Raw genomic sequence first — 26,577 nt, forward strand, 5'->3', positions numbered from 1 at the left:
TCTCTGCCGTCGTACTCTGTATTCTCCGACGCGAGCGGCGAGGGTTCACCGAACGCTCTCTCTACGTTCTCCGGAACGTCGGTAGAGCCGAGGTAACAACCAAACCCTCCCTGACCGGAGCGCGAGGTCGACACCTCGAAGGGGAACCGAAACAGCCCATTCCGACTCTCACAGGAGGGAGAGACGGTACGAAGGCCAACTAACGGACGACGAGTGGATCGGCGTTCGTGAAGCTGACCTCGGTCAGAAGAGCCGTACAGGCTGTGGACAACGTACCCCGTTCGGGCCTCTGTCGCCGTTCCCGTCGTTCTCGTTTCGCCGTCACAGCGAGACAGCCAGAGAGGTTTTCCCCGTCAGCGCCATTGTCCCGTACCAGAGTCACGATGATCGACGACGCTCGTCCCGTGCTCCGCCGGGATCCCGTGATGAAGCGACTGATCGACGAGTACGACCCCTACGTCGAACCGGACTGGTCCGAGTTCGAGCGACTCTGCATCTCGATCATCAACCAACAGCTCTCGACGGCGAGCGCGGCCGCCGTCAAAGAACGTGTCTTCGACGTACTGGAGGACGAAGTGACACCAGAGACGGTGTTGGCGGCCGACGAGACGGCACTTCGCGACGCGGGGCTGTCGACGATGAAAGTCGACTACGTCCAGAACGCGGCGCGTGCGTTCCAGGCGGGGGACTTCTCGCGAGAGGCGATGGCACAGCTCGACGACGACGCGGTCGTCGACCGCCTCACCGAGATCAAGGGGATCGGCGACTGGACGGCCCGGATGTACCTCCTCTTCGTGTTGGAACGGGAGGACGTCCTCCCGCTGGGTGATCTGGCAGTTCGGAAGGGGATCGAACAGCTGTACGCCGACGGCGGCGAGTTGACGCGGGCGGAGATGCGAGAGATCGCAGAGCAGTGGCGACCCTACCGGTCGGTGGCGACCCGCTACATCTGGGCGGAGTACGAGTCCGACGACTGAGGCGACGTTCCCCGACGGCGACGGTCGTGGTGTGGACGGACGCCCGGAAACGTCGGCAGCGACGCCCCGCGACTCGCCGTCGATCGGGGTCGGTGAGTAAACTCTGCGTCGGTTGTTGATTCGGAGAGGGGAAACGTTGAAACGGGCGGCAGACGACCGGTCGTCCATGGACGTTGATGACATCAACAGTATCACGGTTCTTGGCGCAGGGAACATGGGCCACGGGATCGCAGAGGTCGCGGCGCTCGCCGGCTACTCGGTGAACCTGCGGGACATCAACGAGGAGTTCGTCCAGAAAGGGTACGACCAGATCGAGTGGAGTCTGAACAAACTCGCCGAGAAGGACCGTATCAGTTCCGAGGACGCGGAGGCGGCGCTCGACCGCGTGACGACGTTCGTCGACGCCGGCGAGTCGGTCGCCGACGCCGACGTGGTGATCGAGGCCGTCCCCGAGAAGATGGAGATCAAGAAAGAGGTCTACGGGGCCATCGACGAACACGCCCCCGACCACGCCATCTTCGCGACCAACACCTCCAGTCTCTCGATCACGGAGCTGTCGGAGGTGACGGACCGTCCCGAGCAGTTCTGCGGGATGCACTTCTTCAATCCCCCGGTGCGGATGCAGCTCGTCGAGGTCATCTCCGGCGAACACACGTCCGACGAGACGATGGACGCCATCGAGGCGCTGGCCGAGCAGATGGACAAGACGCCCGTCCGCGTCCGCAAGGACAGCCCCGGGTTCATCGTCAACCGCATCCTCGTCCCGCTGATGAACGAGGCGGCGTGGATGGTCCACGACGAGGACGCCACGATCGCCGAAGTCGACAGCACGACGAAGTACGGCCTCGGCCACCCGATGGGGAGCTTCGAACTCGCAGACCAGGTCGGCATCGACGTCGGCGTCCACGTCCTCGAGTACCTCCACGAGGTGCTCGGCGACGCCTACCGCCCGTGCCCGCTGCTCGAAGAGAAGGTCGAGGAGGGCGAACTCGGGAAGAAGTCCGGGGAGGGCTTCTACGACTACGAGGACGGCGAGGGCGTCCAGATTCCGACCGACGAGGTCCGCGAGGACGTCGAACGGCGACTGCTCGCGCTGATGGCCAACGAGGTCGCCGGACTCGTCGCCAACGACGTCGCCGACCCCGAGTCGATCGACCAGGCGATGAAACTGGGTGCGGGCTATCCGGACGGTCCGGCGAAGATCACGGACGAGGCCGGCCTCGACACGCTCGTCGAGACGCTCGACGACCTCCACGAGGAGACCGGCGAAGAACGGTACGTCGTCGTCGACTATCTCCGCGAACTCGCCGAGGAAGGCGAGGGGTTCTACGGCGCGAGCGACGACGACGGCGACGAGGAGGAGTTCGAGACGCTCCGACTCGAACGCGAGGGTCGAGTCGGCCGACTCGTCATCGACCGACCACACCAGATGAACACGCTCAGCGTCGAGTTGATGGACGAGCTCGACGCCGCCATCGACCTGATCGAGGACGACGACGAGATCAGAGCCGTGTTGCTCGTCGGCGCGGGCGACCGGGCGTTCTCTGCCGGTGCGAACGCGAACGACGTCATGTCGATGGCCAGCGCCGAGAACCGCTCGCTGAAGGCGATGGACCTCTCGAAGAAGGGGCAACAGACCTTCGGTCGGTTCGAGGAGTGTCCCGTCCCCGTCGTCGCCGGCATCGACGGCTACTGTCTCGGCGGCGGGATGGAGCTCGCGGCGTGTGCTGACCTCCGCGTCGCGAGCGAACGTGCGGAGTTCGGCCAGACGGAGCACAATCTCGGTATCCTCCCCGGATGGGGCGGGACGCAGCGACTCCCCCGCATCGTCGGCGAGGGACGGGCGAAGGAGATCATCTTCACCGCAGAGCGGTACGACGCCGAGACGATGGAACGCTACGGCTTCGTCAACGAGGTCGTCGACAACGACGAACTGAAGGAGCGAGCGATGGAGCTCGCACGCGACGTCGCCGCCGGCCCGCCGGTCGCCCAGAAGCTCACGAAGAGCGCGATGCTGGCGGGACGTGACGACAGCACGGCGGGGCTGGAGGTCGAGTCCCGGGCGTTCGGCATCGTCGCCAACACCGAGGACGTGATGGAGGGGTTCTCCGCGTTCATGAGCAAGCGCGACCCGGAGTTCGAAGGGAAGTAGGTCGACCGCCGACGGGACTTTCGGGTGACTCTCCCTACCGAACCCGTCCCGTAACGGAATCTTTAAACGAATACGGCCGACAGTTGAGAGTGGAAGCTCGGTTGGTGTAGTCCGGCCAATCATCTTGGCCTTTCGAGCCGAGGACAGGGGTTCAAATCCCCTACCGAGCATTTCTCCGAGGAACAACGTAACGAGGAGACAGCGGAGCCGAGAGGGTTTGAACCGGAGAGCAACTCACTGCGACCGTGGTTCAGACCCCCTACCGAGCATCTCTCTGTGGAACTACTTCCAGAGCGACCGCGCTGCGTGTCGCGCCGACTGTGAAGCGAGGTTCGGTGGTGTAACCTCCCGACCGGACGCCTCCCTCGACGCACCGACAGCTCTCTTCGAGACGTGAGTCGCTCACGGGACTCCGAACTACAGTCAGAAATCTGATAGTAGCAGCCGACTACCGGCTTGGAAGCGAGCGACGAGAGGCGAACTGTCCGTAACTCTAAAAAATGGTCCGAACAGGAAGTTCAATCGGTTGAAAGGACACTCAGTATTATATTCCTCTCCGTCGTACAGTCTGTTTGTCTTGCTAAAGTGCCCGGCTGGCACGGAGGGACACGATGGGAACCAATCTAGAGACACCACAGGTAGAGACGGGAGAATCGCTGTCGAAAGATGAAATATTCTCAACACTAAGTAACCAGCGACGGCGGTACGTGATCCACTATCTGAAGCACGATCCGACGCAAGTGCGGATCCGCGATCTCGCAGAGCAGATCGCCGCCTGGGAGAACGACATCACCGTCGGCGAACTCACCTACAAGCAGCGAAAGCGGGTGTACACCTCGTTGCACCAGACGCATCTGCCGAAGATGGACGACTGCGGGATCGTCGAGTACGACCGTGACCGCGGGTTGATCTCGCTCGCGCCGGGTGCGGCCGACCTCGAGGTCTACCTCGAGGTCGTCTCGGAGGACGAGCTCCCGTGGAGCGACTTCTATCTGGGCCTGTCGGCAGCCGCGCTCCTGCTGGTCGTCGTCGGCTGGGCGGGCATCCTTCCGGTCGACGTCCCGCCGCTCGGCTACGCCGCGTTCATCGCCCTCGCATTCGGCGCCGCCGCGGGCGTCCACAGCTACGTCACTCGGCGGATGAAGGTCGGCACGCTCGACGTCCCGCTCGACGACGACTCGACGTCCGCGAGCGACGACGACCGATCGACCGGGCTGTCGGACCCCGAACCCAGCCGCGACGGCGTCGCGCTCACCCCTGGAGTCGACGAGAGCAACGATTAACCCCTCGGACACGCCACGAAGCAGTATGAACCGTCCCCGTACCCTCCTGGCTGCCACTACCGTCGTCGCCGCCGTCGCGACTGCGGGGAGCCTCTTTTTCAGTCTCGGTGTCGGACTGACGCCGTGTGAACTCTGCTGGTACCAGCGGATCCTGATGTATCCGCTCGTCGTCGTCCTCGGCGTGGCCGCGCTCGACGGCGACGACCGCGCGTGGCGGACGGCGCTCCCGCTGTCGACACTCGGGACGGTCGTCGCCGCGTACCACACCTACCTGCAGGTGAACCCCGACGTCGGCGGCGTCTGCGGCGTCGGTGGTGGCTGTGCTGCGGTGCTCTACCCGATGGCCGGTGGCCTCCTGACGATCCCCCGCCTCTCGCTCGTCGCCTTCCTCCTCGTCACCGCCGCGTTGTTCGTTCTCCGACGGTGGTCGACGACGTCCACTCGCTGACGACGCGTCGACAGCGAGCCGAAACCGGTGACGGCGTCACCGTCGACAGTCGATCACCACCGGTGCGTACGGACGATCGTCCGGAGTGCGAGCACCGCGATAGCGACGAGGACGACGAGCGACCAGTGGGCGGGGCTGACGGTCGAGACGAGCGGAACCTCCAGCAGCGAGACGGCGACGAGACAGACGCCGAACACGGCGAGTCCGAACACGAGTGTCGGGGCGGGTCGCGTCGGCGTGTCGACGGTCGAGGTGGTGAGATACGCTTCGACCTCTTCGACGCCGTCGAGCAGTCGCACTTCGTTCGCCGCCGGGTCGAACGCCACGATCCCGGCCTCGTCCAGTTTGGGGAGATGCGTCTGGTGCAGCGAGACGTAGACGCTCTGTCGGAGGTTGCGCGGTGGCGGTGACTCGTCTGCCTCGTTCGCGGCGATCGTGTCGGCGAGGTCACCGACCGTTCTGCTGCCTCCGGTCGCTCGAAGACAGTGGATCACCGACCGTCGTCGGTCGTTGCGGAGGATGTCGTACACCTCGCTCTCGGCGAGGGAAGGAACGGTGGTGCTCATCTGGAGGTAGTCACTCCGTAGCGATACGCACGAGAACCGATTGAGTATACGGCGACTGCTCACAGTACAGGCTGCCTGTCTCGCTCGGTAGGCACGCGTGACCGGGAGTAAGCAGACCGTACTACGACCGGAGTCGGTCGAGGAGCGTACTCTGTTGGGTCGAGATGTGGTAGATCGCCGAGAGTGCGAACAGTCCGAAGAAAGTGGTCGCGAGCGTCACCGCGTCGAGGCCATTGACGAACGGAACGCCGACGAAGCCGGCGGTCTGGACGAGCAGTCCGAGCACCGCTACGCCGAGATAGTACTCTCCCCACGAGAGACCGTGTTTCGGGACGACTTCGAGGTAGACGGTCACTTCGTCGGCGTGTCGTGACAGCGTCATCCCACCCGCGTCGCTCTGTTCGATGATACCCAACTCCTCGAGTTTCGGGATGTGCGTCTGGTGCAGCGAGACGTAGACGCTCTGTCGGACGTTCCGCGGTGCGGGCGTCTCCCCCGCCTCGACGCCCGCGACGTACTCCGACAGCTCGCGGACGGAGACCGGCATCTCGGCCTCTTGAAGTCGCGAGAGCACCAACCGCCGCCGGTCGTTCCGCAACACGTCGTGGATCTCCGTCCGCTTCAGACCACTCTCCGACGACGATCCCTCGACCAGCTGTTGAACCCCTGAACTCATCCCGACAGACCGTTCACTCGACTAACATATTAAGATGTCCCATAATTTAGCACTCCTCTGGAGGTGAGAAAGTCTCGTATGTTTGAACATACGAATACCGACGCGAGGTCACGCCAGCCAGTCGTCGGGTTTCGTGTCGTAGTCGACGTCGCTGGCGGTGATACGCTCGGTGAGTTCGTCGTCGAGGTCGTGGACGGCGAACGACTCGCCGTCGTAGCGGATCCGCTTGCCGACCTCGACGGGTTCGGGTTCGCGGTTCCGGCGTCGAGCGATCTCCAGATCGTGTTCGTCGTACTCCTTGACGATGGTCATGAGGTTGACGGGACGCCCCCACAGGTCGTAGAGCCGTTCGACCACGCCCTTCGCCTGCTCGCGGTCCAGCATGATGCCGTTGTACTGGTGACCCAAGAGCAGTTCGCCGCGGTTGTCGTAGTTGCCGTCGTAGACGGCGACCGTCGGCTTGCCGAAGTTGGTGAACATGAGGAGCAGTTTCTTCTTGACGTCCTCGTAGTCGGTGCTGGTGACGCGGAAGTCGCCGCTGGCGCGGGTGTACTCGTAGGTGAAGTAGTGGCTCTCCGTGACGAACTCGTCGGAGAGGAACGCGTCGAGGAACGTCACGTCGTTGTGGCTCTCGCGGATCTCGCGCATCCGGTCCCAGCCGGCCGTGTAGTCGACGTCCGCCAGCGCCTCCGCGACGCTGTCGTACAGCTCGTCGTCGAACATGTAGCGGGCGATCTGCTCCAACTCCGAGCGGCGGATGCGACGGACGAACCCGCGGTTCTGCGGCTTGAGCAGCGAGTAGTGCCGTTCGGCCATCCCCTCGTAGGTGAGCAGTTTCCACGGGTAGGCGTCGACGTCGACGTCGCTCTCCTCGCCCGCCTCGCGGGCCGAGACGACGCGGTCGAGCGTCTCGTGGTCGACGCGCGGGTCGTCGGGACCGAGCGCGACGAGGTCGTCGACGGTCTCCGAGCGGATGCCGTCGATGGCCGGGTCGGGTGCGAGCAGCTCCTGTACCTCCTCGAAGTCGACGCTGTCGTGGAAGTTCCGCCACGTGATCCCCTTCACGCGCAGCAGCTTGTCGACGACCTCGCGGCGGTTCGTCGAGTTCTCGACGTACTCCCAGAGGTCCTTGCCGAGCTTGTACGGGTTCAGCCCGGGCGACCCGAGCACGCGCGACTGGTGGTCGGCGTAGGTGATGAACTCGTCCGTCCCGGCGAACTGCTCTTCGCCCATCATGAGCGACTCCCAGTAGGCCGCCCACCCCTCGTTCATCACCTTGGTCATCTTCTGGGCGGCGAAGTAGTACGCCTCCTCCCGCAACATGTCGAGGACGTCCTTCTGCCACGGCTCCATCTCGACGGCCTTCCCCTTCTCCTCGTCGTAGGTCCTCCCGTGACGACGGAGGTACGCGAGTATGTCCTTCTGCGGTTCGTCGATGCTCGCCTCCGCCTCCTCGGCCTCGGCGAGCGCGTCGAGCCACTCGTCGGAGAACACCTGGCGGCGCACCTCGTCGGAGATCTCCATGTCGTCGAGGCGGTCTCGGAGGTCCTCCGGCCCCTCCTTCTCGCGGGGGAGCCCCGCCTCGCGGTACGGCCGGTGCTGGTCGATGTTGTCCTCCAGACAGAGGACGGCGTCGATGAACTTCTCGACCTCGCCGCGGTCGATCTCCGGGTCGTCCATGTAGTTGCCGATGGCGTCGCCGTGAGCTTCGAGCATCGCCGCCGCGTCGAGCATGTCGCCGTCCTTCGAGAACATCCCGAACCACTCGTTGTTGGCGAAGAAGTCGGCGTGGGCCTCGACGTGGGTGATGACCGCCTTCTGATCGGCGATCGAGTTCGACTCCTGGAGGAAGGCGTGACTCGGGTTGTCGTTGTTGACGATCTCGAACGCCTTGCCCATGCCGAACTGGTCTTGCTTCCGCTGGCGGTCGTAGCTCATCCCCCACCGCCAGTGCGGGTAACGGTTCTGGAACCCGCCGTAGGCGATGAGCTGGTTCATCTCGTCGTAGTCGACGATCCAGTAGTTCACCGGGTACGGTTCGAGCCCGAGTTTCCGGGCGAGCTTTCCGGCCTCGCGGACCGGCTCCTCTAACTGTTTTGCGACGCGCTGGGCGTCGATTCGGTCGTCTCTCACGACGGACACCTCCGCTGGTGACCCGGGTGAGCGACGTCGGTCACTGCTGTTGGGTCGTGTTCAGTCATCGTTGCTCTCCGTGCTGAGGATCTTGTAGATGGCGTCGACGACGTCGTCCGGCGACTTGACGTAGGCGACGACGACGTTGCCGGCGTCCGAGAGGCTGCTCTCGACCTCCTCGGCGTGCGTCGCGTTGATGGCGTTGCCGCCGGGCTGCGTCTCGACGTAGGCGTGGAGGTTCGCCGGGATCTCCTGCATCAGCGGGATGACGTTCTCCCGGGTGTCGTTCGAGGAGTTCTCCGAGTCGCCGGCGGCGAAGACGTAGCGGTTCCAGTCGCTCCACGGATACTCCTCCTCGAGGATCTCCTTGGCGAGGTGGTACGCCGAGGAGATCTTCGTGCCGCCGCCCGAGCGGATGCCGAAGAACTCCTCGCGCTCGACCTGCCAGGCCTCGGCGTCGTGGGCGATGTAGACGAACTCGGCGTTGTCGTACTTGCCCGTCAGATACCAGTCCAGCGGCGTGAACGTCCGCTCGACCAGTTCGCGCTTCTTCTCGCGCATCGACCCCGAGACGTCGCGGATGTTGACGACGACGACGTTCTTCTGTTTCTCCTCGATGATCTCGGGGTGACGGTAGCGCTCGTCCTCGCGACGGAACGGGACGTCCCGCAACCCGTCTCGACGGATGCGCTGCATCGTCGACGTCTCCTCGACGTTCTCGGCCATCTCCTCGAAACTCGCCCACGTCCCGCGCTCGTCCTCGGGGACGTCGTCGAAGGCGTCGGCGATCCACGCGTAGGAGACGAGGATGTGCTCTTCGCGCGCCCAGTGGAACACGTCGTCGGGCGTGACGCCCTCGACCTTGCAGGCCTCGCGGACGTAGTCCTCGTCGAAGTCCATCGCGAGCTTCCGCTTCAGCCCCGAGCGGAACAGCTTCTCGAAGTCGAGCGTGCTGTTCGGCCCCGTTCGGGTGAGTTCGGTGTAGTCGCCCTCGATCTCTTCGACGACCTCCTTCCCCTTCGGTTCGAGGTCCAGACCCAGCTCCTCGTCGAGCTCCTGGGCGAACTCCTCGGGGTCCATCTGGTAGTACTCGTGGTCGGCACCCTCCTCGCCGGGGTCGCCGTCCTCCCCGTCGTCGCCGGGCTGTGGGGGGCCGACGGGTTGACCGACGTCGGGCGTGCCGCCCTGCCCCTGACCGACGCCACCCATGTCGCGGCGGTCGTAGGCGAACTCCGGGAGGTCGACGATCTTGATCGGGATGTTGATGCTGTCCGGGCCGGAGCCGCCGAGGTCGCCGTAGCTGATGAACTCCTTGAGGTCCTCCCGGCGCTTCTCGCCGACCTCGCGGAACCGCTCTAAGTCCTCTCTCAGTCCCATCGGTCGGCCACCTCCCGCATCACGGCGCGACTCGTCAGTTCGGCCGACGCCTCGCTGTACCCTCTGTTCGTCATCTCTGCTATCGTGTTTCGTTTCACTGTCTCGGTCTCGGTGTTCGCCGGCGGCGAGTCCCACTGGCGGGGGTCGAAGTCCTCGAACAGTCGCCGGACGTCGTCCCAGTCGTGGCTCTCCAACACCGCGCGGATGACCGGAATCTCCGAGAAGTCGACGTTCCGCGCGGAGAACTCCTCGTCGCGGTTCTCCCACGCGTAGCGGTTCAACGCCGTGATGACCTTCTCGCGACGGAACTCCTCGACCTCCTCGGAGGGGGTGTTTCCGGTGTAGTCGTCCTTCTTGAACCGCCCCAGATGCTCGGTCTCGAACAGTTTCATCAGCAGCGCGTCCGGTTCGACGGGGCCGCGTTCGGTCTCGATCATCTCGTCACCGGCCCACGCGTAGACGTGTTCGACGTACTCGGCGACCGTCTCCTCTTCGACGCCCTTCTCCGCCAGGAGCGCGTCGAGCACGTCGCGTTCCTGCCGAGTGGCGACGTAGTTGCGGACCACGGCGATCCGCCCCTCGTACTCCGACGCCTCCCCGCGGGAGAAGACGGGTGCGACGGAGAGCCCCTCGAGCATGGCGTCGAGGACGTCCTCGGGCATGACGACCTGCTCGACCGGGAGGTCGGGGTGGTGTCGGTCCCGGTCCGCGTGTAACAGGTCGGCGACGACGTCGCGCGTGTAGGTGACGGGAACTCCGTGTTTGCCGTCGTTGGCGTGCTCGAAGTCGAACTCGTCGGCGTCGCGACGGGTGTCGCCCTCCTGCAGGTAGCCCTGGTCGAACAGGATCGCCTTGTCGACGAGGTCGATCCCCGGCGGGAGGTCCTCGGCGTCGAGGCGGGTGACGACGCTGTAGAGTGCGGCCGCCTCGAGCGTGTGCGGCGCGAGTTCCAGCGGCGTCACCTCGCCGTGACCGTTTCTGACCGACAGCGTCACCGGTTCGCGGATGCGCGCCTCGAGTTCCTCGTACTCGTCGGCCTCCCAGACCGACGTCTCGTTGGTCAGCTCCCGCCGGATGAGTTCGGTCTCCAGCGAGAGGTTCGTCAGGTAACGGAACTCGTGGCGGTCGAGGCGGCGTTTCAGCGCCTTCAGCGGGTCGCGACCGTTGCGGTCGGCGAACTTGTCGAGTTCGACGTCGAGGTCGGGGTTCGAGATGATCAGCAGTTGCGTGTCGATGTCCATCCCGATGCTCTTGTCGAGTTTGACGCGCCGCTCGTCGGGGACGTTCAGCAGTTTCTGCAGCAGGTCGGCGTGCTGGGCCGCGTCCTCGACGATGGTCAGGAGGCTGTTACCCTGCGAGAGCACGCCGTCGTAGCTGAACGCCTGGGGGTTCTTTCGACCCCTGGAGTCGAGTTCGCGGAGCATCCCCGGCATCCACGTCCCGACCAGCCGTTCCTTCGGCGACCCGTCGTCCTCCGAGTGGAGCACGCCGATGCCGCGGCCGACGTCGACGATGTAGTTCTTCACGCGGAGATGCTTCGGGTCCGTGATCTTCGAGAACAGCTCCTTCTTCCCCGCCCGCCGGTACTGGTCCTCGAGGTAGGTGTACGCCTCGCGGCAGAAGGGGTCGAGACTCGTGTCCAGCGAGAGGGGGATGTGGTCCGACGACTCGCCGTTCAGTTCGTCGAGGAGCTTGCGGCGGACCTCCGGCGGGAACACCGAAAGCGGGTTCGACTGGACCGGACTCTCGTACCAGTCGGCCTCGAGGTCGACCCCCTCGTCGGTGTAGCTCAGCCCGCGGGTGTCCGAGGCGCTGGCGACGTTCCACTCGACGGTGTAGCGTCGGCCGGCGTCCGTCTTCGAGTACTCGCGTAGCCCGTTGATGAGACACCGCTTCAGCTCGGACTTCCCCGTCGCCGTCGGCCCGTCGAACCAGATGATCTTCTCGCCCTTGCCGCGGTCGGCGGCGATGGTTCGGAGGTCGTCGACGAAGCCGTTGAGCACCTCGGTGTTGCCGAGGATGGCGTGTTCCCCGTCGTTGTGCGGGTCGTCGAAGAACCGGTAACGTTCGACCGTCTCGCCCTCCTCGACGACCGTCCGGGTCCCCATCGACTCGATGGCCTCCAGCAGGTACTTGCTGGCGTGCGAGGCGATGGAGGGGCGCTCGAACGCCAGGTCGACGTACTCCGCGAGGCTCATCGGTGGCTCGTAGGCCGTATCCAGCGCGCGGTCCGCCTCGGTGATGTAGTCGCGTGGCATCCCTAGTCTTCCAGCTCGGCTTTGGCGACCTCCGCGCCGGCGAACTCGAGCACTTCGCGGGCGCCCTCGCGGGAGTAACCCTGATCGACCAAGGCGTCGACCCACGCGTTCCGTTCGTCGTCGTCGAGTTCGTTCGCGGACACCAACGCCGAGAAGTTGATGTTGTGTTTCTTGTCCTCCCAGAGTTTGCGCTCCAGCGCGCGCCGCAGGCGGTCGTTGTCCTGCGGGTTGAACGAGGTCCCCTCGCGGGCGCGGCGGGAGACCCAGTTCGAGACCTCCTGACGGAAGTCGTCCTTGCGGTCCTCCGGGATGTCGAGCCGTTCCTCGACCGAGCGCAGGAACTTCTCGTCGGGGTCCTGCTCGCGGCCGGTGAGTTCGTCTTCGATGGTGGCGTCGTCGATGTACGCCATCACGTGGTCCATGTACTTCTCGCCCTGTCGCTGGATCTCGTCAAGGTCGTAGGCGAGTGCGTGACGGACGTCCTCGATGGCGCGCTCCTTGTACTCCTCGCGCACCAGTTCGAGGTAGCGGTAGTAGCGTTCGAGGTTCTCCTCTGGGATGGAGCCGTGGTTCTCGAGGTTCTCCTCGAAGTGGTTGAACAGCGTGAGCGGACTCAGGTAGTCGCGTCCACGGTGCGTGGAGTTCATGATCGCCTCGGCGATCTCGTCGCCGATGAACCGCGCGGAGACGCCGTACATCCCCTCGGCGATCTCGGCTTTCTTCTCGCCTTCCTCGCGCAGCTTCTTCACGTCGACGTCGTCGCCGTCGTCGAGTTCACCGTTGTAGGCCTTCGCCTTCTGGACCAGCGAGATGCGCTCGCTGTCGGGTTCCTCGATTCTCGTGAGCACGCCGAACAGCCCCGCCATCTCCATGGCGTGCGGTTCGATGTGCATGTTCGGCACGTCGGCGTTCCGCAGCATCTTCCGGTAGATGTTCGACTCCTGTTCGTACTCTAAGATGTACGGGAAGTCGATGCGCTTCGTCCGGTCGTTGAACGCCTCCATCTTCTCGTCGCCCTTCTTGTCACGGTACTCGGGCATGTTCGTCCGACCGACGATCACCTGGTCGATGTCGATCCGGGGGTTGTTCTTCGGCTTGATCGTCTGTTCCTGCGTCGCGTGCAGGAAGTCGTAGAGGAACTCCCGCTGGAGCTTCAACAGCTCCTCGCCGGAGAAGATTCCTCGATTTGCGTTACAGAACGCCCCCGAGTAGTCGAACGCGCGGGGGTCGGACTCGCCGTAGATGGCGAGTTTCGAGTAGTTGACGTCGCCCGTCAGCTCGGTCTCGTCCTGGTTCTTCTTGTCCTTCGGCTCGAACGTCTCGATGCACTGCCGCTTGTTCTCGCTGGCGACGAGGCGGACGATTTCGACGTGGTTCTCCAGCACTTCCTGCAGGTCGTCGTCGTAGTGCGCCAGCAGTTTGTCCATGTAGAACTCCGAGGCGGGGTCGAGCGCCTGGTCGTTCCGGATGGTGTACGGCGCGTCGAGCACCTCGTTGAGCTGGTCGACGACGACGTCGCGTTGCTCCTGTGGGAGGAGCACGAGCGGGTCCTGGTCCATCGGCGACTTGACCACGTCGTCGGCGGGGTCCTGGTCGACGATGATGTCGCCGAGGTTCACCCAGCGGAAGGTGTACATCCGCCCTTCGTCGCGGAGGGTGTAGTCCTCGAAGTACCGGCGGACGAGCCAGTCGAAGTGGGACTTGCCCGACCCGACCGGGCCGAGGAGGAGTTTGATGCGTTTCTCGGGACCGAGTCCGCGCGCACCGCTCTTGACCTTGTTGACGAACTCGTGGATCGCCTCGTGGATCTCGCGGCCGTAGAAGACGTTCTCCCCGTCGTGGAGTTCGTCCTCCGTGGCCATGAGGTACTCCACGATCCCGAGTTCCTCGTTGTACTCGGTGCCGTAGAAGTCGAACATGTCGGCGACTCGCTGGTGGGCGTTTCGCGCGATCCGCGGGTGGTCGTACAGTTCCTGGAGATACCAGTCGAACGACTTCGCCTCCCGCAGGTCCGCGGGCATCGATTCTTTGTAATGCTGGCTGAGTTCTTCGAGGGTTTCTATCTCACCGGTCATTGTATCACTGTCGTGTCTCGTCTGTCCGCAGGCCAGGACCGAACCGCCGGTCGGCGACCACAGAGAGACGGAGGAAGATCGAACACCACGGCACGGCCTCCGACCGAGGGAGAGGTGCGGGCGGTCGCCGAGTAGCGGTCGGTCGTGTCCACACGCGCAGGGACCGAGAACCACCGTCGGGGGAGAGAGGGAGAGCGGATCGACGGCGGGTCAGTGTACACGGCGGGGCGGTCGTCCGGTCAGACGTGACCGAGACTATTAGAAGTATGAGTGACGGTAGCATATAACGGTTTCTCCGGAAGCGTCTTGGGTCCCGTCCGCGACGTGTCGAAAAGACGGCGACGGAGACACGCTGTCGCCGACGTGTCTCGTCGCCAACAGACAGTCGTTTATATAGCTCACACGTGCGTTCGCGGGAGATCGAGCAGGTCGAGCGCGAGAGAGCGGACGGCTGCGCCGGGGTCGACCCCGAACGAATCACATTAAACCGTCGGGCCGGAAGGGACGGCTATGAGCTTCGAGACGCTACCGGAGGGGTGGGTCGTCTGGAACGACGAACCGGAGGGACGGGCCATCCTGGCGTACCGACCCGACGTGTTCGACACCGAGGAGTTCCCGGCGGCCTGTCTGCCGACGGTGTTCGTCTCCAACGGGTCGCGGCGTCGGCGGCCGGGTGCCTCGCAGATCTCGACCGACACGTGGCACATCACCCTCTTCTTGGAACCGGATATCGAGGCTCGGACCGAGGAGTTCGATAGCCGGGAGGCGGCCGTCGAGGGGGCGGTCGACGCCGCCGAGCGGTTCGTCGACGGCGAGGTCGACTACCGCGATCTCTACCAGGTGCCGCGCGAGGAGTACTTCGAGAAACTCGACGAGCTGCTCGGGAGAGAGGACGGCGACTGACGGCCGTCTCCGGGTCGCTACGGCGACGACGGCCGAGCACCGGTAGACGGGAGCCTTTTTCGTATCCCTCTCGAAGGGAGAGCTATGTCCAAAGTCACGCTCATCGGGGTCCGTCTGGCCGAGGAGGGTCGCGAGTTCGTCTACCACGGAGAGTCGACTCTGTGTGAAGGCTGTCCCTATCGGAACCAGTGTCTGAACCTCACCGAGGGCAGACGCTACCGGATCACCGGCGTCCGGGAGAACACCCAGACGCTCGACTGTGCGGTCCACGACACGGGCGTGAAAGCCGTCGAGGTCGAACCGACGTCGGTCCCCGCCAACGTCGCCTCGAAGGGAGCGTACGCCGGGAGCAAGGCCAAACTCGAGGGGCCGTGTCCCTACACCGAGTGTCCAAGTCACGAACTGTGTGTGCCCGAGGGTGCCGACTTCGACACCGAGTACCGCATCCGGGAGGTCGTCGGCGACCCCCCACACGACCACTGTTATCTCGACCGCACGCTCACGCAGGTCGAACTGGAACCGGAGGAGTAGCGCGTCAGTTCAGCGTGCCGACTCTGTCTGCGGCGTAGCCGAAGACGTCCTGATAACCGTACGGTGAGAGGAGGACGGGGTAGAACGCCGTCTCGGCGTGGAGCGGGTCGCCGTCGACGGCGGCGAACCGGTCGCCGGCCTCGACGCGGACGAAGTTCGTCGCGAACACCTCGTACTCGGAGGCGGGCTCTTTCGGGATCTTCTCCAACAGACGGAAGACAGTCACGTCGTCGCGGTCGCCGACGTCGATTGGGTCGTCGACAGTCGGTGCCGGCAGCGCCGACGTCGCCGCGAGGAACGCCCGCGTGAGCCAGTAGGCGTTCTCGACGGCCTCCTCGGAGCCCTGGAAGCCGCACTCGACCTCGACGGTGTGGGGGTGTTCGATGAGTCGTCCGTCGGTGAAGCGGTCGGTCTCGACGACGACGTCGACGGGGAGATGCGGACAGATGGCGCGGGAGACGGCGTCGACGGTGTCGACGAGCGCGAACGGTTCGCCGTAGGACTGCGTCGAGTGCAGCGAGAGGACGGTGCAGTCGCGGAGTTCGCGCTGCAACGCGTGGGCGAGACGGCGCTCGTGGCTGTCGGCCTCCGGGTCGCCCGGAAACGCGCGGTTGAGGTCGTCGTCGAGGTAGCGAACGTCGGCGTCGAGCGCCTCCTCGTTCGCGACGACGAGTTTCACCGGCCGTTCGACCTCGGGTTCTTCGGCGACCAGTCGTTCGATGGCGCGGACACCGCACGGTTCGTCGCCGTGGATGCTCCCGACGACGGCGACCTCGGGGGTGCCCTCACCCAACTGATAGACTCTCATTGGACACGTTTTCGCGTCGGCGTTGAAGTGCCTTAAGAATCTCCGCGGGAGCCGGTCGACGTCGACGCTGTGGACGGCCGCCGTTCGAGCGGCGTAACCCCGGGGACTGTCGTTCGGGAGCCGCAGCTTAGGGACCGTGTTCGAGCGACTCGGCGTACTCGTAGTCGACGTCGTAGGCGGTCGGCCGGTGGTCGTCGAGACTGATCTGCCAGCCGTGGAGGGCCGCGGGGTCGTCGAGTGCGGCCGACAGCGTCTCGCGGACGTCGGCGAGGCCGACGCCGTAGAAGTCGTCCGGGAGGCCGTGGAGGTACTCGAGTGCGGTGCGGAACAGCGAGCGCATCCCGTCGTCGTTCTCGAAGTCGACGTGTTTGTACGCGCCCGCGGCGACCTGCACCATCCCGTGGAGGAAGGCGCTCTCGGGGCTGCCGCGACCGTAGTTGTACCACTCGTCTTCGAAACAGTCGTGGCTCTCGTGGTACGCGCCGTCGTTGAACAGTCGGACGCCGTGTTCGACGGCGCGGCGGAGCGTCGCGTGCTCCCACTGGCGGGAGTCGGTGTGCCACCCCGTCGGGTTGCCGAGCGGTGGAGCGACGCTCGGGTCGCGGGTGTGTTCGTCCATACGTGTTCCACTCGTTTGACGCCCCTAACCGTTTCTCCCGTCGGCAGTTCTCCGCTCTGTTCGACGCGGAGTGTCGTCGCGATGGTCGAGGAGACACCGGAGAGCGATTCAGTGACGTGACAGCGACTGCCCAACCGCGGACGAATCGTAGGGTAATTATAAGTCGGTCGACTATTGGACATCTGCGCAAAGGTAGCCAAGCCTGGAAACGGCGGCGGACTCAAGATCCGCTCTCGTAGGAGTCCGTGGGTTCAAATCCCTCCCTTTGCATTCCTGTGGCGAGCAACTCCGCGAGCCACAGGAATCGGGACGAGGGATTTGAATCAGAGAGCGAGCGCCAGCGAGCGACCGTGGTTCAAATCCCTCTCTTTACACTTCTGGGGCCAACGATAGCGGGAACGATGTATCTCGTGGGGGCAGCCTTCGTCGTAAAAGTGGCTGGACGGGCACCGTCAGGAGACGGTGACGAAGGCAGCGACGCCGTCTCTCTACTCCTCGCCGCCGTCGGTGAGGGGTCGCCCGCCTTCAGTGAGGAGCGTGTCCGCGTGAGCGCGGACGTCCGCCGGGTCCGGACGGTAGCCGTCGTAGACCTCCTCGCTGATGTGACTGACGACAGCCGCCATATCCTCGCGCGTACCGTTGGCCTCGACGTGCTCGAAGACGTCGGCGTAGACGGTCGACTCCCAGTGACTCCACGTGTCGTCTTCGAGTTTCGATGCGACCGCGTACTCCAGTTGGCGAACTGCCGTGTCCGAGCGCATGGACGTCCATACCCCAGTGAGCCACTAAAAAGTACTCTGAGTCGCAATAGAGTTAATTATTCTCCAGACTGTCCGCCGAACGCCGAGAAAGATTCATGTTGAATGGTACCATACTGTATGGTGCGAGTGTCGCGAGGACACACCGGACGGCCACAGTCGGGTGAAACCGGCCGTGGTGAGGTGCAACAACCAAAGACTCTGTAACAGGAGTACGAGGACAACGCGCCGCCAGAGAACCGCAGCAGCCCAGAACTGTTCCGTCGAGAACAGTGAGAAGACCAAGTACCGGACGTCGTGAAAACGGTGTTCGTGAAACCGACTCGGTTGGGAAACCGACCGAGGACGGACGAGTCGTAAGGGCTGTCGAAAACGTCTCTCGTCTGGGTCCAAGTCGCGGTCCTCGCTTTTCCGTTTTCAGACCGCCGAGCGACCGCTACGGCGACTCCGCCTCTTCGAGCAGCCGTTCCATCGAGCGGAGGTACTCGGTGGCGGTCTCGGGGTCGGTCTCGACGAGATCGTCGACTTCCGCACAGCCGTGGAGGAGTCGATCTCTGAGTTGGCCGGACGGGACGTCCTCTCTCGTCACCGACTCGACGCTCTCGACGTGCTCTGCGGCCGCCTCGGCGTCCCCGTCACGAGCGTCCGCGGTCGCCTTCGAGAGGTGGTGAGCCAGCGCCGATCGAACGTCCGTTGGAAGCGTCGACATACGTCACACGATAACACGCGCCGTGGTTATAGTTCCGGTCGTCCTGCCGACAGGAGAACCGACGTTTATACAGTACCGTCGTTCTGACTCCGTCACATGACTGACGGGGCAGATCGGGCGACGGTCGCCGAACGCGCTGCTGCGAGCGGTGCCGACGTCGCAGCGGCGGCGTTCCGACAGGGGATCGACGTGGAGACGAAGGCGGGGAAGACCGACGTCGTCACGCAAGCCGACAGAGACACACAGGCACGCGTCGTCGACGTCATCGCGGAGTCGTTCCCCGACGACGTCGTCGTCGGCGAGGAGGTCGACGCCCGCAAGACCGTCCCGAACGAGGGCCACGCCTGGGTGGTCGACCCCATCGACGGGACGAACAACTTCGTCCGGAACATCCGCGTCTGGACCACTTCCGTCGCCGCCGTCGACGACGGCGAACCGGTCGCCGCGGCCAACGTCCTCCCCGCCTGCGGCGACGCGTACACGGCCGACGCCGAGGGGACCTACCGCAACGGGACGCCCGTCACCGTGAGCGACGTCTCCGACCCGCAGCAGGCGACCGTCGTCCCGACGTTCTGGTGGGACTTCGACCACCGCGGCGAGTACGCCGCGGCGACGCGGGAGATCGTCGAGCGGTTCGGCGACCTCAGACGGTTCGGTTCCGCGCAGGTGACGCTGTCGATGGTCGCCTCGGGGGCGCTCGAAGGGACGATCACGAACGAGCGAACCAACCCCTGGGACACCGTCGCCGGCGTCTACATGGTCCGACAGGCCGGCGGCACCGTCACCGACCTCGAGGGCGACCGCTGGCGACACGACTCGACGGGACTCGTCGCCTCGAACGGTGCGGTCCACGACGAGGTGTTGACTGCCGCCCAGGCCATCGACGGGTCGGACGACTGAACGACGGAGAACGACTGCGGCATCCGCAAGGGCAAAGTCGTCACTCGGACTTGCTCCGATATGGAACTCGACGACACCGACCGGGCGATCCTTCGGATCCTCCAGGAAGACGCACGCACACCGTTCAGCGAGATCGCCCGTCGGATCGAGATGTCGAGTGCGACGGTCCACGACCGGGTCGGCCGGATGGAGGAGGCGGGCGTCATCGAGGGGTACCACGCGACGGTGGATCCGAAGGCGGTCGGCTACGGCACGTCCGCACTGGTCGGGCTGACGGTCGAACAGGGCCACGAGGAGGAGACGCTCGAACAGCTCTGTGAACTCGAAGGCGTCCAGGAGGTCCATCTCACCACCGGCGAGTGGGACGTCGTCCTCCGGGTGTACGCCCACGACACCGACGACCTCCGAAAACTGATGTTCGAGCACATCGCGGCGATGGACGGATTCTCCCGGTCGCAGACGATGGTCATCCTCGGTACCTACTACGACGACGAGCGACTCCCGCTGTAGTGGCCGACGGGAGCGCGCGCCGGGTGCGGTGTGCAAACACGCCGACGCCGGGGTCGTCGAGACGCACGAGACCGGAACCCTCAACTCCGGGCGCGTCACCTGTTGCGGTATGGCTACGGTTAGCGAACGCCTCGGCGTCGACCCCGAGCGACTGTGGGGCGGGACGGTCCTCGCGCTGCTGGTCGGACTCGTCGGTGGCTCCCTGCTTCTCCCTCGCATCGTCTACGACAACTTCATCTGGCACTACTTCTGGGGACCGGTGCAGGCCGACGCCAACTCGGCGGTCTGCGCCGTCCGGGAGGGTGGCACGACTCAGTATCTGTCGAGTTCGAACGCGTGCGCCGCCGCGCCGGAGCCGGTCGCCTACCCCGGCTACACGCTCGTCTCGGAGGTCGGCTACGTCGTCGTCCTGCTGCTCGCGCTGATCGGCATCGTCTTCCTGCTCCGTCGCCTCGACATCGGCACGGACAGAGAGCTCTTCTTCGCGCTGTTCCCGTTCATGCTGTTCGGGGGTGCCCTCCGCGTCGTCGAGGACGCCAACGACGCGCCCGGTGCCGAGACGCTCATCACCTACCCGCTGAACACGCTCGTCATCAGCCCCATCATCTACGTCACCGTCTTCGCCATCACGCTCGGGGCCGTCGTCGTCAGCGTCGCGCTCGACCGGAACGGCGTCGTCGACGACTACGCGAAACCGCTCTTCGCCTTCGGGACCGTCGCCCTCCTGGCCACGCTCGGCTACCTCGTCGCGCTCGCCGCGACCGGTTCGAAAGGCGTCACCTTCTACCCGCAGGTCGTCACGGTCATCCTCGTCGGTGCGACGCTCTCTGCGGCGGCGACGTGGTGGCTCATCGAGCGGTTCGCACCCGAGATCAACCGAGGGACGGGCCGGATCGGCTTCGTCATCATCTGGGGGCACGCCGTCGACGGCGTCGCCAACGTGATCGGTCTCGACTTCATGACGGCGCTCGGCGCGGGACGGAACCTCGTCCCGAAACACCCCGTCAACCAGGCCATCGTCGACTTCACGGCCGCGACGCTCCCGCCGTCGATACTGGCGGTCACGGGCGACGCGTGGCCGTTCCTCCTCGTGAAACTCCTCGCGGCGACGTTCGTCGTCTGGGTGTTCGAAGAGGAGATCTTCGAGGAGAGCCCTCGCTACACGATGCTGCTCCTCATCGCGATTCTGGCGGTCGGTCTCGGCCCCGGCACGCGTGACATGCTGCGCGCGACGTTCGGAGTCTGAACGACGGCGTCGAGTCGACGCTTCGAAGTCCGCTTCCTTCTCTCGAATCGCCCCGACGCAGGAAGAAAGGAATATAGCACCACCTCGTGTCTCGCCCGGCATGAGAGACCAGATCGACACGCTCGTAGAGACGCTCCGGCGGGAACTCGGAGAGGACCTCCGGGGAGTGTTCTGGGGCGACCTCGCCGCAAAGAACTACGCCGTCGCGTACCTGCACGACGACGTCAGAGCGGAGTTCGACTCGGCGACGGTCGCCGAGTTGGTGGACGTCCTCGTCGACGAGCAGTTACGCACACACGGGTTCGACGAGCTGACGCACCTGCTGGGAGGACTCGACGTGACGGTTCGCGTCTTCGAGAACTCGACGCAGCTGATGGCGTGGGACCCACACACCGAGCGTGGCGTGTTCGTCTCCACCACGGCAGACGAGATGGCTCTCCCACCGGTGATTCGCGCGCTTCGCGACCTCGACTTCTCCAGCTAGGGGTACGGGTGGTACGGGCGGTCGAGTCGCGGTTCGAACCCCATCGACTCGGGGACCGTCCGGGCGCGATCGCCGAAGAACGGGTCGCCCGTGAACAGCGGCTGTGCCTGCGGACTCAGCACGCGCACCGCCTCGAACTCCAGGTCGGCGACGTCCCGCGGAGTGAGTCGAGCGGCGTACGCGTCGAGTTCGGCGTCGGCGACGCGGTCGACGACCGCCCGGAGTTCGGCCGTGCCGGACAGCTCTTCGCCGGCCTCGCCGACGTCGGCCGCCGGGAGCGTCGTCCCGACGTCGACGAACCGCCGGGCGACCGTGGGGAAGTCGGCGTACTCGCCGATGGCCCCCTCCTCGGCGGCCGCCCGCTCCGTCCCCATCGACCGCAGTTCCATCCAGTTCTGGAGCGCCTCCGCCAGCGCGGAGCGAGCGGCGGCCGTCGCGTCGAGGTCGGCACCCGACCCCATCGCAAACCGCGGCCACCCGTCGTCGCGGTGGACGGCGACGGCGACGACTGGGACGTCGACGTCCTGCGTCACGAGCAGCGGCGTCACGGTCAGGTTCTCCGCCCGTGCGCGGCCGACCAGTTCGTCGAAGACGTCGTCGTCGACGGTGAGGCCCAACGGGTCGAACGTCGAGTACCACGCCAGCATCGTCGCGTCGCGTTCGACCACCTCGTACAGCCCCGAGAGCACCGCCTCGACCGTCGAGTTCCCGAGGCCGAGACCGGTCGTGATCGGCGGTTTCGAACGCGTCGACTCCTCACCCGGCGGCGGGAACTGGACGTACTCCGCGGGCAGCAGCGCCTCCTCGTCCGTCGCGAGGTCGACTCCCTCGACCCACTGCGTCGGCGTCTCGGGGTCGGGGAGAGTGTACCCGTCGGGGCGGACGAACCGCCGCGGCGACACCGCCCGTGCGAGGTTCGCCTCGGGTGCCGTGGTGAACTGCCGCGCCCGGTAGACGCCCGCGCTGTAGCGTTCGAGTCCCTCGCCGAGCGCCTTCATGAACGCGCGGTCCCAGTCGGGGTCGACGCCGGCGGCGAACTCGGCGGCACGCGCGTCGCTGAACACCGAGGTGTCCGCGGTCTGTGCGAGGTAGTAGGGAACCGGGAACGACTCGCGTTCGCCGACCTGTCGGACGAGACCGAGTCGCTCGTCGAGGCCGCGCTCGGCCCGGGCGAGCGAGTCGTCGACGTCGACGTCCCGGTGTGCGAGAGACAGCGTCCGCTCGGGGGCGTCGCCGCAGTCACAGCCCGGGACGGGGAGGAACTCCCGCTCGGGACCGGGCACCTCGACGACGGTCCCACCGAGCGGGTCGCCAGAGAGGAGTCGGACCGCACGGCGACCCGCGACCGCACCGGCGAGACGGACCGCACTCCGGTCGCCGCGTGGACGGTCAGCGGCCGCCTCGAGGTTCGAGGCGACCCGCGCACGGAGACAGTGATAACAGCCCGAGTCGGCGGTGAACGCCGACACGCCCGCGTCGACGCCGTCGATCGGATGGCCGCCGAGACCGCCGACTTCGACGGCGACCCAGCGGTCCGCCTGTTCGTTCGCCTGCGCGAAGCGGTCGGAACCTGCCGTCGCGACGACGACGCCGAGGTCGACGTCGGCGAGGTCGGCGACCGCTGTCTCCGCGACCGAGGCGTCGATGTCGGCAAACGCTGCCCGGGCCGCCTCCGCGGCCGGGCCGCTCCCGACGAGACCGATGTGCATGGACGCGTGGTCGACCGAGAGGGAGAAAAAGCGTCGGGTGTCGCGTCGACCGTGCTCCGTGGGTAGCGACGAGGCAGTCGCTCGGCGGCAGAAAAAGACGGAGAAGGTTGAGACGGCTAGTTCAGCAGGCTCTGAGCGACGCCGGCGAGTTGGTCGGTGTTGGCGTCACGCAGTCGGTCGTCACCGAGTTTGAGGCGGAGTCGCGGGCGACCGACGTCGATCGGGACTTTCTCGGTGTCGATGAGGCCCATGTCCTCGAGTTTGGTCTTCGTCCGGGAGAACGTCGCCTTGCTCGCGATGCCGACGTCCTCGCCCCACTTCGAGATGTCGTAGAGCAGGACGTCGTTCTTGGCCGCGACGAGCAGGCTGATGGTGACCTCGTCGAGTCCGTTGCCGTCGCCACGGGCCGTCTCGAGCGAGGCGAGTACGTGGCTGAAGTCCGACTCGGTCTCGTCGCCGATCTCCGAGCGGAGCGTGTCGCGGACGCGCGAGATGGCCGGCGTGCGGAGTTTGAAGTCGGGCGAGGACTCGAAGAGCGCGCCGTACGTCTCGGACGCGCTGTCGACGAACGAGGTCTCGTCGGTCGTCAGCGCCGCGACGTGGTCGCCGGCGCGGACGAGCGCCATCACGGCGTCGGCGGTGATGAGCAGCGCGTTGTCCGCACCCTCGTCGGTCGTGCGCATCGACAGGACGCCCGCGTCGATCAGGTCGGCGGCGTTGCTGGCGACGATGAAGTCGTCCATCACGTCTTTCAGGATCGCTTCCTCGGCGACGAGCCGGATCGTCGGCAGATCGCCGTCGAATCGCGTCGCGACGTCTACGAGCTCCTCGATGGTGTCGGCCGAGGGATCGACGATGAGGAGATCGTCGTCAGCGTCCGAGAGGACGGCCTGAATGATATCCTCGATTTGGTTCTCTAGTAAATTCGAGCTCATGGTCCTACGGTCATAATGGTATCAGAGCTATTTAATATTAACGCAGGAGGATTGGAGCAAGATCGGCGTTTCGGGTATTCAGCCGCCAGAAACGGGTAACAGGGCTCTACTCAATATCCCGACAGTTCAATTTTCCATTATGTTGGGTAAGAATTATATTCGAAGCGTTCACACCGGAGTATGCATGCGACAATCACACATGGTCCACGCAAGAGCGGTCTCCGATGTGACGTCGTTCGTCGCGAACCATCCACGAGTCGTCACCACCGTGGCGCTTCTCGTGGTAGCCCTCTGCTTCCAAGGGACGGTCAGCGCCGAGACCGCGATCTGTGTCGAACCGACTGCGGGACACGGAGCGTCGACCGGACCGTAACACGAGTGGGGTCCAGTCGCCGGAGAGTCGGCGGCCAACGGGGTCACAGAACGGCCAGACGCTTCTTTTCACTCGAACTCGCGACGGAGGTCGTCCGACCAGTGGATATCACCGTCGTACACGACGGGCGTGTCGGCGATGTCGAGAAAGCGGGTGAGCGCCTCTCGGTCGAGTCGGTGGTCGGTGGCGTAGCCGATGAGGTGTGACTGTTCGTTGCCGGGGAGGTACGGCTGGTAGTAGCCGCCGTGTGCCGACGGCGAGAACACCTCGTACGTCAGGTCGAACTGTCCGTCCGGCGCGCTCGACAGTTCGATCTCTCCGGGGACGTAGTTCTCACTCTGGGTGAGGACGTGCGTGCCGTCGCCGACGACGGTGTAGTCTTTCCCCATCATGATGCGACGGCGTGCGAGGCGAAGTGCCCGCTCGATGCAGAAGCCGTTCATCAGCAGTCGGGCGAACGTCGTCCCGACCCGGGCGGCGTGGCTGTCGAGCACCTTGTTGAACGTCACCGCGCCGGCGACGCTCCCCTGACGGACGAGTTCGACGCCCTCGTGGAACGAGCCACACGCGTTCAGGAAGAACGTCTGGGCGTTCGACTCTCGGAGGCTCGACACCGAGAGGTTGCCGTCACGACACCGGAGCCCCGACTCCTCGCAGTGGCCGATGTAGTGGACGAGGTCGTGAGAGGTCTCGAACACGCTCGCGAGTTCGTCGGTCGAGAGATGCTCACGGACGGTGATGTCGAGGTCGAGTTCGGTGGCGCGGTGGCGGTAGATGCGCGCGGCTTCGGCGTGTTCCTCGGCCATCTCGTTGTCGTTGAGCACCGCCACGACCGAGATGGGTTCGGAGGCCCGTCGGCGGTAGTCGAACCGGTTGGAGTACGCGCTCGGAACCGCTTTGAACACGTCGATCGGCGCACTCGGTGCGAGCCATCCGTGGACGCGCCCAGGGCCGAGCTCGGGTTTGACGAGGTCGACGGAGACGCTCGACTCCCGTCGCCGGTAGAAGTCGTCGAGCGACCGCGACAGCCGTTCGCTTCCGGAGAGCGGTTCCGACGACGGGAGAAACACGTTCGGCAGGATGGACAGCAGATACGGGAGCGTCTCGACGTGGTCGAACGTCGGGTCGACGTACATCGACAGATGCCACTCCGGGAGTTCCGCGGCGACGCGCTCGAACGGTGCGTCGAGATACGCGTCGAGACGGTTCGCGATGGGGCGGTCGTACAGCGCCGCCGCGTCGAGGTCGAGCGTCTCGAGATGCCGCGACTCCGAGAGATCGGTCCCGTACGGACCGGCGTTGCGGACCAGACAGTCGAGCATGAACGCGCGCCGCAGGAGCGCGGCACACTCCCTCGGAAACTCCGGCAGCGACGGGAGTTCGCGCGTCCGGTCGGGCGTCTGCAGCGTCGGCGTCGCCGCCGGGTCGGTCCGGACCGTCGCACCGAGGTAGTGTGCCAGCGACGACACGGGAAAGAGGTAGTCGAGACGCGGCGGGAGCGTCAACTCGACGTCAACGGCTTCGCGGCGTTCCGCGACGACGTCGGGGACGTCCGTCTCGTCGCCGAACTCGACGAGCGGCGGGTGGCCGCGCATCGTCGGGAACGAGCGGTCGGGCGTCGCCGTCCGGTGGCCCGCGGGGAAGTGGGAGAGCGCCGTGGCGACGCCGGCGGGCGTCCGCGGGACGGTCATCGTCTCCGGCGGCGACTGCACCCGACTGCGGAAGCCGAGCGTCACCGTCGTCGGTTCGGGAAACGAGATGATGGCGCGTTCGTACCCCGGCTTCTCGAGGCGGGCGGCCCCGTCGAATCTGACGTAGGTGAGGACGTTGCCGTCGACGCGGACGACGTACTCGTCGGGGGGCAGATCGATCGGTCCGACCTCGCTGCCGAGTTCGAACGTCGCGTCGCCGTCGAGTCGTTCGGCGACGACGAACACGGGAGGGAACCGGAGCGCCGACGTCTCGCCGGCGAGCGTGGTGTCGACCGGCCGTGAGAGTGCCAGCGACTGCTCGGCGCTCACCCAGTCGTCCGTCCCGACCTCGATGGAGGTTTTCGCGGAGTCGACGGCGCGTACCCCCCTCTCGGTCGAATCGACCTCGATCATACCCGGTCGTCGAAATCCTTCCCCGGTGAACGTAAATCTCTG

At 65.4% G+C, this 26,577-nt stretch carries 24 protein-coding genes and 2 tRNA genes; 13 read left to right on the forward strand and 13 right to left on the reverse strand.

What is annotated here, in order from left to right; all coding sequences use genetic code 11:
* Nucleotides 1-383 precede the first annotated feature (383 nt).
* The 5 genes from EOHIBHHM_RS14690 to EOHIBHHM_RS14710 all read left to right on the forward strand — a co-directional run bounded on the left by EOHIBHHM_RS14690 (nt 384) and on the right by EOHIBHHM_RS14710 (nt 4,860).
* Nucleotides 384-977, forward strand: coding sequence for a DNA-3-methyladenine glycosylase family protein (locus EOHIBHHM_RS14690; protein ID WP_497251844.1), 594 nt, complete (start codon nt 384-386; stop codon nt 975-977).
* A gap of 166 nt (nt 978-1,143) precedes the next feature.
* Complete coding sequence (locus EOHIBHHM_RS14695; protein ID WP_497251846.1) at nt 1,144-3,129, forward strand: 3-hydroxyacyl-CoA dehydrogenase/enoyl-CoA hydratase family protein; 1,986 nt, start codon at nt 1,144-1,146, stop codon at nt 3,127-3,129.
* Nucleotides 3,130-3,224: 95 nt separating this feature from the next.
* Nucleotides 3,225-3,299, forward strand: a tRNA-Glu gene (locus tag EOHIBHHM_RS14700).
* 441 nt (nt 3,300-3,740) lie between these two features.
* Complete coding sequence (locus EOHIBHHM_RS14705) at nt 3,741-4,412, forward strand: DUF7344 domain-containing protein (protein WP_497251848.1); 672 nt, start codon at nt 3,741-3,743, stop codon at nt 4,410-4,412.
* Between the two features lie 25 nt (nt 4,413-4,437).
* A complete protein-coding gene (locus EOHIBHHM_RS14710; RefSeq protein WP_497251850.1) occupies nt 4,438-4,860 on the forward strand; it encodes a disulfide bond formation protein B in 423 nt (140 codons plus the stop codon).
* A gap of 53 nt (nt 4,861-4,913) precedes the next feature.
* On the opposite strand, the gene EOHIBHHM_RS14715 is transcribed toward EOHIBHHM_RS14710, so the two are convergent.
* The 6 genes from EOHIBHHM_RS14715 to EOHIBHHM_RS14740 form a co-directional block, all read right to left on the reverse strand.
* Entirely contained in the window at nt 4,914-5,426 is a 513-nt protein-coding gene (locus EOHIBHHM_RS14715) for a DUF7344 domain-containing protein (RefSeq protein WP_497251852.1), read from the reverse strand.
* A 121-nt stretch (nt 5,427-5,547) separates the two neighbouring features.
* Nucleotides 5,548-6,102, reverse strand: a complete 555-nt coding sequence (locus EOHIBHHM_RS14720; protein ID WP_497251854.1) for a DUF7344 domain-containing protein — start codon at nt 6,100-6,102, stop codon at nt 5,548-5,550.
* A gap of 108 nt (nt 6,103-6,210) precedes the next feature.
* Nucleotides 6,211-8,235, reverse strand: a complete 2,025-nt coding sequence (locus tag EOHIBHHM_RS14725; protein WP_497251856.1) for a SpoVR family protein — start codon at nt 8,233-8,235, stop codon at nt 6,211-6,213.
* Nucleotides 8,236-8,295: 60 nt separating this feature from the next.
* A complete protein-coding gene (locus tag EOHIBHHM_RS14730) occupies nt 8,296-9,612 on the reverse strand; it encodes a YeaH/YhbH family protein (RefSeq protein ID WP_497251858.1) in 1,317 nt (438 codons plus the stop codon).
* Nucleotides 9,603-11,870, reverse strand: coding sequence for a PrkA family serine protein kinase (locus tag EOHIBHHM_RS14735; protein WP_497251860.1), 2,268 nt, complete (start codon nt 11,868-11,870; stop codon nt 9,603-9,605). Before EOHIBHHM_RS14735 ends, EOHIBHHM_RS14730 begins: the two co-directional genes overlap by 10 nt.
* Before the next feature lie 2 nt (nt 11,871-11,872).
* Nucleotides 11,873-13,945: a PrkA family serine protein kinase gene (locus EOHIBHHM_RS14740; protein ID WP_497251862.1), complete on the reverse strand. Its 2,073-nt coding sequence runs from the start codon at nt 13,943-13,945 to the stop codon at nt 11,873-11,875.
* Nucleotides 13,946-14,455: 510 nt separating this feature from the next.
* Between EOHIBHHM_RS14740 and EOHIBHHM_RS14745 the strand changes: the two genes are divergently transcribed.
* Both EOHIBHHM_RS14745 and EOHIBHHM_RS14750 read left to right on the forward strand, forming a co-directional pair.
* The gene (locus EOHIBHHM_RS14745; protein WP_497251864.1) at nt 14,456-14,848 is read left to right on the forward strand and encodes a DUF5820 family protein; all 393 of its coding nucleotides are present in this window, start codon (nt 14,456-14,458) and stop codon (nt 14,846-14,848) included.
* Between the two features lie 84 nt (nt 14,849-14,932).
* On the forward strand, nt 14,933-15,379 hold the full coding sequence (locus tag EOHIBHHM_RS14750; RefSeq protein WP_497251866.1) for a UPF0179 family protein: 447 nt from the start codon (nt 14,933-14,935) through the stop codon (nt 15,377-15,379).
* A 4-nt stretch (nt 15,380-15,383) separates the two neighbouring features.
* Here EOHIBHHM_RS14750 and EOHIBHHM_RS14755 read toward each other — a convergent pair whose 3' ends face one another.
* Both EOHIBHHM_RS14755 and EOHIBHHM_RS14760 read right to left on the reverse strand, forming a co-directional pair.
* Nucleotides 15,384-16,187 carry a M14 family metallopeptidase gene (locus EOHIBHHM_RS14755; RefSeq protein ID WP_497251868.1) on the reverse strand — a complete coding sequence of 268 codons (804 nt, stop codon included), beginning with the start codon at nt 16,185-16,187 and terminating at the stop codon, nt 15,384-15,386.
* Between the two features lie 127 nt (nt 16,188-16,314).
* Nucleotides 16,315-16,806 (reverse strand): DUF309 domain-containing protein, encoded by a 492-nt coding sequence (locus tag EOHIBHHM_RS14760; protein WP_497251870.1) that lies wholly within the window; start codon nt 16,804-16,806, stop codon nt 16,315-16,317.
* Between the two features lie 186 nt (nt 16,807-16,992).
* Between EOHIBHHM_RS14760 and EOHIBHHM_RS14765 the strand changes: the two genes are divergently transcribed.
* A tRNA-Leu gene (locus EOHIBHHM_RS14765) sits at nt 16,993-17,076 on the forward strand.
* Nucleotides 17,077-17,294: 218 nt separating this feature from the next.
* Here EOHIBHHM_RS14765 and EOHIBHHM_RS14770 read toward each other — a convergent pair.
* Nucleotides 17,295-17,567, reverse strand: a complete 273-nt coding sequence (locus EOHIBHHM_RS14770) for a hypothetical protein (RefSeq protein WP_497251872.1) — start codon at nt 17,565-17,567, stop codon at nt 17,295-17,297.
* A 433-nt stretch (nt 17,568-18,000) separates the two neighbouring features.
* Entirely contained in the window at nt 18,001-18,273 is a 273-nt protein-coding gene (locus tag EOHIBHHM_RS14775) for a DUF8101 family protein (protein WP_497251874.1), read from the reverse strand.
* 96 nt (nt 18,274-18,369) lie between these two features.
* On the opposite strand from EOHIBHHM_RS14775, the gene EOHIBHHM_RS14780 reads away from it, so the two are divergent.
* The 4 genes from EOHIBHHM_RS14780 (at nt 18,370) to EOHIBHHM_RS14795 (ending at nt 21,413) form a co-directional block, all read left to right on the forward strand.
* Nucleotides 18,370-19,173 carry an inositol monophosphatase family protein gene (locus EOHIBHHM_RS14780; protein WP_497251876.1) on the forward strand — a complete coding sequence of 268 codons (804 nt, stop codon included), beginning with the start codon at nt 18,370-18,372 and terminating at the stop codon, nt 19,171-19,173.
* Nucleotides 19,174-19,233: 60 nt separating this feature from the next.
* Nucleotides 19,234-19,683 carry an Lrp/AsnC family transcriptional regulator gene (locus EOHIBHHM_RS14785; protein ID WP_497251878.1) on the forward strand — a complete coding sequence of 150 codons (450 nt, stop codon included), beginning with the start codon at nt 19,234-19,236 and terminating at the stop codon, nt 19,681-19,683.
* Between the two features lie 109 nt (nt 19,684-19,792).
* Nucleotides 19,793-20,929: a DUF63 family protein gene (locus tag EOHIBHHM_RS14790; RefSeq protein ID WP_497251880.1), complete on the forward strand. Its 1,137-nt coding sequence runs from the start codon at nt 19,793-19,795 to the stop codon at nt 20,927-20,929.
* Nucleotides 20,930-21,029: 100 nt separating this feature from the next.
* The gene (locus EOHIBHHM_RS14795) at nt 21,030-21,413 is read left to right on the forward strand and encodes a DUF7522 family protein (protein WP_497251882.1); all 384 of its coding nucleotides are present in this window, start codon (nt 21,030-21,032) and stop codon (nt 21,411-21,413) included.
* On the opposite strand, the gene EOHIBHHM_RS14800 is transcribed toward EOHIBHHM_RS14795, so the two are convergent.
* Entirely contained in the window at nt 21,410-23,122 is a 1,713-nt protein-coding gene (locus tag EOHIBHHM_RS14800) for a YcaO-like family protein (protein ID WP_497251884.1), read from the reverse strand. The two genes, EOHIBHHM_RS14795 and EOHIBHHM_RS14800, sit on opposite strands and share 4 nt — an antisense overlap.
* A gap of 116 nt (nt 23,123-23,238) precedes the next feature.
* Nucleotides 23,239-24,057 carry a transcriptional regulator TbsP gene (tbsP, locus tag EOHIBHHM_RS14805; RefSeq protein WP_497251886.1) on the reverse strand — a complete coding sequence of 273 codons (819 nt, stop codon included), beginning with the start codon at nt 24,055-24,057 and terminating at the stop codon, nt 23,239-23,241.
* A gap of 199 nt (nt 24,058-24,256) precedes the next feature.
* On the opposite strand from tbsP, the gene EOHIBHHM_RS14810 reads away from it, so the two are divergent.
* The gene (locus EOHIBHHM_RS14810; protein WP_497251888.1) at nt 24,257-24,430 is read left to right on the forward strand and encodes a hypothetical protein; all 174 of its coding nucleotides are present in this window, start codon (nt 24,257-24,259) and stop codon (nt 24,428-24,430) included.
* A gap of 68 nt (nt 24,431-24,498) precedes the next feature.
* On the opposite strand, the gene EOHIBHHM_RS14815 is transcribed toward EOHIBHHM_RS14810, so the two are convergent.
* A complete protein-coding gene (locus EOHIBHHM_RS14815; RefSeq protein WP_497251890.1) occupies nt 24,499-26,535 on the reverse strand; it encodes a hypothetical protein in 2,037 nt (678 codons plus the stop codon).
* Between the last annotated feature and the right edge of the window lie 42 nt (nt 26,536-26,577).

Source organism: Halogranum roseipondis, from assembly GCF_059695585.1.